Here is a 5211-nt window from a genome sequence, read left to right on the forward strand (position 1 = left end):
AGCTCGGCCTGCGGCGCCTGCAGGGCCGGGTAGAGCACCGCGAGCAGGCCACGCGCGGTCTCGTCCACGTCGACCGGCCGCTGCTGCAGCACGGCCTCCCACAGCAGGTGCTCCATCGGCCCCAGCACCAGGGTGCGCAGCAGGCGCAGCGGCACGTCGCGGCGGATCTCTCCGCTGGCCTGGCCGCGCGCCAGCAGGTCCATCAGCGGCGCGGTGTAGCGGCGCTGCAGCGGCGCGAAGGCATCGCCCAGCGCCTCCTGTCCCTTCGAGCGGCCTTCCGACAGCACCAGCGCGCACAGCCCGGTGCCCTGCGTCAGGAACAGCCGCAGGTGGGTCTGCACGAAGAACTCGAGCTGCGCGCGCGTGTCGCGCTCGCGCGGCAGGCCGGCCTCGATGGCGGCGATGATCTCGTCGTACCAGTCGCCGACCACGCGGGTGCACAGCTCGCGCTTGCCGCGGAAGTAGGTGAACACGGTGGCCTCGGAGATGCCCAGGCGCTGCGCGATCTCGGTCGTGGTGGCGTGCTCGTAGCCGCGCTCCGAGAACACCTCGCGGCCCACGCGCAGGATGTCGCGCACGCGTTGCTCGGACTTGGCGCTGGCCGGCGCGCGGCGGCGCGGGGCGGCAAGGGCGGACGGACGGTTCATCGTGGCGGCGGCAGCGGGGACGGCAGCGAGGGCACGCCGGATTGTCGGGGATTGGCAATCTTGAGTAAAGCTCAATTAATGCTTGATTCGCCTCAGACGACTCTCTAGAATGCTCGCTGATCCGACATAAAAGCGGTCGAGTCATTCGGTGTTCGCTAATTTTGAGTGAAACTCATGAATGACCGGCGCCAGGCCGCCGCACCGACCACCTGCAGCCCACGGGAGACCGACATGTCCAGCTTCACCGGCCTCGATATCGACCTCGGCGACACGCTGGTCATGCTGCGCGACAGCGTGCGCGACTTTGCCCAGCAGGAGATCGCGCCGCGCGCGGCCGACATCGACCGCGACAACCAGTTCCCCCCCGATCTCTGGCGCAAGCTCGGCGACCTGGGCGTGCACGGCATGACGGTGGGCGAGGCCTACGGCGGTACCGGCCTCGGCTACCTGGCGCACATGGTGGCGATGGAGGAGATCTCGCGCGCCTCGGCGGCCGTGGGGCTGTCCTACGGCGCACATTCCAACCTCTGCATCAACCAGCTGCACCGCAACGGCAGCGAAGCGCAGAAGGGCCGCTACCTGCCGACGCTGGTGTCCGGCGAGCACGTCGGCGCGCTGGCGATGAGCGAGCCCAACGCCGGCTCCGACGTGGTCAGCATGAAGCTGCGCGCCGAGCGCCGCGGCGATCGTTACGTGCTGAACGGCGCCAAGATGTGGATCACCAACGGCGGTGACGCCGACACGATGGTGGTCTACGCCAAGACCGAGCCCGAGGCGGGCGCGAAGGGCGTCACGGCGCTCATCGTCGAGAAGGGTTTCAAGGGCCTGAGCTTCGGCAGCAAGCTCGACAAGCTGGGCATGCGCGGGTCCAACACCTACCCCGTGTTCTTCGAGGACTGCGAGGTGCCGGTCGACAACGTGCTGGGCCAGGAGGGCGGCGGCGTCAAGGTGCTGATGAGCGGCCTGGACTACGAGCGCGCGGTGCTGTCGGCCGGGCCGCTGGGCATCATGGCCGCCTGCATGGACCTGGTGCTGCCCTATGTGCACGACCGCAAGCAGTTCGGCCAGAGCATCGGCGAGTTCCAGCTGATGCAGGGCAAGCTGGCCGACATGTACACCACCTTCTCGGCCTGCCGCGCGTACGTCTACGCCGTCGGCCAGGCCTGCGACCGCGCCGACCACAGCCGCTCGCTGCGCAAGGACGCGGCCGGCGCCATCCTCTACGCCGCCGAGAAGGCCACCTGGATGGCCGGCGAGGCGATCCAGGTGCTGGGCGGCAACGGCTACATCAACGAGTACCCGGCCGGGCGCCTGTGGCGCGACGCCAAGCTCTACGAGATCGGTGCCGGCACCTCGGAGATCCGGCGCATGCTGATCGGCCGCGAGCTGTTCGCCGAAACCGCCTGAGTCCCCCGGCCGAAGGAGCCCCGCGATGTCGACCCTGGTGTCCCGCCTCGATCCGCGCAGCGACGAGTTCAAGGCCAATGCCGAGGCGATGCGCCGCGGCGTCGACGACCTGCACGCGAAGCTCGCGCAGATCGCGCTGGGCGGCGGCGAGACCGCGCGCGCACGGCACGTGGCACGCGGCAAGCTGTTGCCGCGCGAGCGGGTCGAGCTGCTGCTGGACCCTGACACGCCCTTCCTCGAGATCGCCCCACTGGCTGCGATGGGCGTCTACCGTGACGCGGACGGCAGCGATGCGGCGCCGTGCGCCGGCGTGATTGCCGGCATCGGCCGGGTGGCCGGCGTCGAGTGCGTGATCGTGTGCAACGACGCCACCGTCAAGGGCGGCACCTATTACCCGCTGACGGTCAAGAAGCACCTGCGCGCGCAGGAGATCGCGCAGCAGAACCGCCTGCCCTGCCTCTACCTGGTCGACAGCGGCGGCGCCAACCTGCCGAACCAGGATGAGGTGTTCCCCGACCGCGACCACTTCGGCCGCATCTTCTACAACCAGGCGAACCTGAGCGCCGACGGCATTCCGCAGATCGCGGTGGTGATGGGCTCCTGTACCGCCGGCGGCGCCTACGTGCCGGCGATGAGCGACGAGACCATCATCGTGCAGGACCAGGGCACCATCTTCCTCGGCGGCCCGCCGCTGGTGAAGGCTGCGACCGGCGAGGTGGTGACGGCCGAAGACCTGGGCGGCGGCGACGTGCACACGCGCCTGTCGGGCGTGGCCGACCACCTGGCGCGCAACGACACCCATGCGCTGGCGCTGGCGCGCCAGATCGTCGGCCACCTCAACCACCGCAAGCCGCAGCCGCCGCTGCGGCGCGAACCGGTGGCGCCGGGCTACGACGCGGCCGAACTGCTGGGCGTGATCCCGACCGACACGCGCAAGCCCTTCGACGTGCGCGAGGTCATCGCCCGCATCGTCGACGGCAGCGAGTTCGACGAGTTCAAGGCGCGCTATGGCGCCACGCTGGTGACCGGCTTCGCGCACATCGAGGGCCTGCCGGTCGGCATCGTGGCGAACAACGGCATCCTGTTCTCGGAGAGCGCCAACAAGGGCGCGCATTTCATCGAGCTGTGCTGCCAGCGCAAGATCCCGCTGGTGTTCCTGCAGAACATCACCGGCTTCATGGTCGGCCGCAAGGTCGAGAACGAAGGCATTGCGCGCGCGGGTGCCAAGATGGTCACCGCAGTGGCCTGCGCCAACGTGCCCAAGTTCACCGTGATCATCGGCGGCAGCTTCGGCGCGGGCAACTACGGTATGTGCGGCCGCGCCTACTCGCCGCGCTTCCTGTGGATGTGGCCCAACGCACGCATCTCGGTGATGGGCGGCGAGCAGGCCGCCAGCGTGCTGGCCACCGTGAAGCGCGACGGCATCGAGGCCAAGGGCGGGCACTGGTCGGCCGAGGACGAGGCGGCCTTCAAGGCGCCGCTGCTCGCGCAGTACGAGACCCAGGGGCATCCCTATTACGCCAGCGCTCGGCTGTGGGACGATGGCGTCATCGATCCCGCCGACACGCGCCGCGTGCTCGCGCTGGGCTTGAGCGCCAGCCTGAACGCGCCGATCCCCGACGCGAAGTTCGGCGTGTTCCGCATGTGATGGAGGGCGCCGCGATGCCGCACAGCCAGGGTCACGCCGTATGAGCGCCGACACGACCGTCCGCCTGAGCCGACCGTCGGCCGCGGTGGCGCGGGTGACGCTGTGCCGCCCCGACGTGCGCAACGCCTTCAACGACGAGGTCATCACCGCGCTGACGCAGGCCTTCCGCGCGCTCGATGCCGACGACACCGTGCGCGTCGTCGTGCTGGCCGCCGAGGGCCCGGCCTTCTGCGCCGGCGCCGACCTGCACTGGATGCGCCGCATGGCGGACTACACGCGCGCGCAGGACCTCGACGACGCGGCCGGCCTGGCCGAGATGCTGCGCAGCATCGCCGGCTGCCGCAAGCCGACGATCGCGCGCGTGCAGGGCGATGCCTACGCCGGCGGCGTGGGCCTGGTGGCGGCCTGCGATCTCGCGGTGGCAGTGGACACCGCACAGTTCTGCCTCAGCGAGGTGAAGCTCGGGCTGGTGCCGGCGACGATCGGCCCCTACGTGGTCCGCGCGATGGGCCCGCGTGCCGCGCAGCGCTACACGCTCACGGCAGAGCGCTTCGACGCCACCACCGCGCAGCGCACGGGCCTGCTGCACGAGGTCGCGCCGGCCGAGGCGCTGGACGCGGCGGTGCAGGCTCTCGTCGACGCGCTGCTCGCCGCCAGCCCGCAGGCGCTGGCCACTGGCAAGCGCCTGCTGCACGAGATCACCGGGGCGCCGCTCGATGCGGCCCTGATCGCGCGCACCGTGGAGTTCATTGCCGATGCGCGCGCCTCGGACGACGGCCGCGAGGGCGTGCAGGCCTTTCTCGGCAAGCGCCGTCCGCGCTGGCAGGCGTGAAGGAGCGACGATGGAACTGCCGGCGGTGAACGCGCTCGACACCACCCATCTGATCGCGCTGGCCGCCGCGCTGGGCTGGGCCAGCGGCCTGCGGCTCTACGCGGTGCTCGCCATCACCGGGCTGGTCGGCTATGCCGGCTGGGTGCAACTGCCGCCCGGCCTGCAACTGCTGCAGCACCCGGCGATGCTGGCGGGCAGCGGCTTCATGCTGTTCGTCGAGTTCTTTGCCGACAAGATCCCCGGTCTCGATTCGCTGTGGGACCTGGTTCACACCGCGGTCCGCATCCCGGCCGGCGCGGCGCTGGCCGCCTCGGTGTTCGGCGCCGACCACGCCACCGCCGCGGCGCTGGCGGCCCTGCTGGGTGGCACGCTGGCCGCGACCAGCCACGTTGCCAAGCGACCACGCGCGCCGCGGTCAACACCTCGCCCGAGCCGTTCTCCAACATCGGCATGTCGCTGCTCGGTGATCTGGCGGTGCCGTCGATGTTGTGGCTGGCGTTCGAGCACCCGGTGCTGGCGATCGCCGGCGTGGCCGCGGCCTTCGTCGGCATGCTGATCCTCGTGTGGCTGCTCTCGAAGTTCCTGGCGCGCTTGTGGGCCCGGTTGAAGATGCTGCTGGGTGCGGCGTCGGCCACGGCAACGGAGTCCCGTTGATGTTCAAGAAGATCCTGGTCGTC

4 protein-coding genes and 1 pseudogene are annotated in these 5211 nt (G+C 70.4%); 4 read left to right on the forward strand and 1 reads right to left on the reverse strand.

The annotated features are described in order from the left end of the window. Positions 1 to 647 (reverse strand): TetR/AcrR family transcriptional regulator (locus x551_RS18205; protein ID WP_036249959.1); only part of this gene is annotated, 647 nt, incomplete at its 3' end. 231 nt (positions 648 to 878) lie between these two features. Between x551_RS18205 and x551_RS18210 the strand changes: the two genes are divergently transcribed. The 4 genes and pseudogenes from x551_RS18210 (at position 879) to x551_RS18225 (ending at position 5188) form a co-directional block, all read left to right on the forward strand. After that, positions 879 to 2054 (forward strand): isovaleryl-CoA dehydrogenase, encoded by a 1176-nt coding sequence (locus tag x551_RS18210; protein WP_036235272.1) that lies wholly within the window; start codon positions 879 to 881, stop codon positions 2052 to 2054. Positions 2055 to 2079: 25 nt separating this feature from the next. Continuing rightward, positions 2080 to 3702 (forward strand): carboxyl transferase domain-containing protein, encoded by a 1623-nt coding sequence (locus x551_RS18215; protein ID WP_011830933.1) that lies wholly within the window; start codon positions 2080 to 2082, stop codon positions 3700 to 3702. 40 nt (positions 3703 to 3742) lie between these two features. Next, positions 3743 to 4534, forward strand: a complete 792-nt coding sequence (locus tag x551_RS18220; RefSeq protein ID WP_036235270.1) for an enoyl-CoA hydratase/isomerase family protein — start codon at positions 3743 to 3745, stop codon at positions 4532 to 4534. Between the two features lie 10 nt (positions 4535 to 4544). Continuing rightward, positions 4545 to 5188, forward strand: a pseudogene (locus x551_RS18225) (DUF4126 domain-containing protein). The last annotated feature ends 23 nt before the right edge of the window (positions 5189 to 5211 follow it).

This window comes from Methylibium sp. T29, from assembly GCF_000576205.1.
In the GTDB taxonomy this organism is placed as follows: Bacteria; Pseudomonadota; Gammaproteobacteria; order Burkholderiales; family Burkholderiaceae_C; genus Methylibium; species Methylibium petroleiphilum.

Coding starts and splice junctions, on each gene's coding strand:
- x551_RS18215 (WP_011830933.1), top strand. CDS start 2,080: ATGTCGACCCTGGTGTCCCGCCTCGATCCGCGCAGCGACGAGTTCAAG.
- x551_RS18210 (WP_036235272.1), top strand. CDS start 879: ATGTCCAGCTTCACCGGCCTCGATATCGACCTCGGCGACACGCTGGTC.
- x551_RS18220 (WP_036235270.1), top strand. CDS start 3,743: ATGAGCGCCGACACGACCGTCCGCCTGAGCCGACCGTCGGCCGCGGTG.